Annotated in this window: 1 protein-coding gene; it reads left to right on the top strand. The window is 53.6% G+C overall.

Translation table 11 applies throughout. The annotated features are described in order from the left end of the window. Positions 1–366: 366 nt before the first annotated feature. The gene (locus HMPREF3120_RS04925) at positions 367–1,581 is read left to right on the top strand and encodes an integrase core domain-containing protein (RefSeq protein WP_246815422.1); all 1,215 of its coding nucleotides are present in this window, start codon (positions 367–369) and stop codon (positions 1,579–1,581) included. Positions 1,582–1,659 lie beyond the last annotated feature (78 nt).

Raw genomic sequence — 1,659 nt, 5'->3', positions numbered from 1 at the left:
TGTCATGTCTCGTGACTTATTGGACAAGGAGTCCAGTCACTTATTGGACACGATGTCCACACACTTTTTGGACAGCGTGCGGGTGGAATGGGCGGATGGCTATTTCATCGCACAAGCGCAGAAAGATCGCGGATTTTGATCCGGTCCGCGACGGCAAGACCATCACGCAGTTTTGTAAAGAAGAACAGATCTCACGCCAGACGTTTCACAACGTGAAAAACCCGCATCACCGAACGTGGACGGTCCGGCATTCTGCCGGATAGCACTGCTCCGAAAAACCCTGCCCGCAAATACACAGACGCTGACTACCAGGCTGTCATTAACGCACGGTTCGATCTGCAAGAGCAGGGATTGGACTGCGGCCCGTTGTCGATCTACTACCGCTTGTACGACGCAGTTGGCCCAGAGTGCACTCCATCGCGCACAACAATTGCGACCTGGCTGCACAACGCTGGTTTGGTCGATGTCAACGCGCGTAAGCGTCCACGCAGTTCTTATAAGCGTTTCGCCCGCGATTTTGTCTGCGAGTTGTGGCAGATCGACGCTTTGGTCTACCGCCTGTTCGATGTTGACCACACCCAGGCCACGATCTATCAGGTCATCGATGACGCCAGCAGATTCGACGTAGGAACGAAAGCGTTTATGCGTCCTGAAAACGGCGAAGACGCTCGCACCACGTTGGCGGCAGCCTTTGATAACTACCGCAAACCACAAGAACTCTTATCGGACAACAGTGAAGCATTTGCCACCTACCACCGTGGGCGTTTGTCAGCAACGGAAATATGGCTGGCTGAACAAGGCCTCGTCGCGATCGCTGGGTTTGCTCCCACAACGCAAGGCAAAGACGAACGCTCCCATCGCACCTTGGTGCAGTTTCTTGATGCGCGCACACCAACAACGTTTAACGAGTTGCAAGCAGCGATCGTGGCCTACCGTGAGGTGTACAACACTCACCGGAGGCATCAAAGCCTGCTTGTCGGCAAAATGCACATCACACCGCAACAGGCTTGGGAGACGTTCCCGCAGGCTGAATCACCAACAGATCCGCTGGATCCTGAAGTGATATGGCAACGCGTTGTTGACTACAACCTTGCCAACAACCCGCATGCACAGCCGAAGCCTGCGGATGTAAAAGATCCTGGGGAAGCCGCCACTTCGCCCAGGTTCAAAACCGTTCCTGTAATCACCACACCAGGTGCATCACACACGGATATAACCAGCATAGACGAGTTGGAGAAACTCGAATACGAATACATCGATGTGCCACTGGAGCTTCGCATCAACCGTCACGGTGTCGTTGCCGTTTGCGGCTACTCGCTCTATGTCGGTCTTCGCTTTGCAGACAGAGATATCTTTAGTCACGTCACCGTCGATAATGTCGCCGAGTTCTACACCGCTCACGACGGAGAATTCCTGTTTAGTTTTCCGTTGCCGATCAAGCTCAAACACCGCCCCACCGGTGGACAGATCAACATCAACCACGTCGAAGGTATGACGCACCGTCGTCCACCGAAGCTACGTCATGACCTATCCAAACCCAGACCAAAGCGGGCCAAACCCACCCGGAAAAACTACGGCTAGGACGTGTCCAGAAAGTGACCGGACTCCTTGTCCAATAAGTGACTGGACTCCTTGTCCAAAAACTCTATGGACATAACA

The sequence above is a fragment of the Corynebacterium sp. HMSC11D10 genome (assembly GCF_001806995.1).
Taxonomy (GTDB): domain Bacteria; phylum Actinomycetota; class Actinomycetes; order Mycobacteriales; family Mycobacteriaceae; genus Corynebacterium; species Corynebacterium coyleae.
The sequence above is the reverse complement of the archived record's forward strand: the minus strand, read 5'-3'. Positions and strand labels throughout refer to the sequence as shown.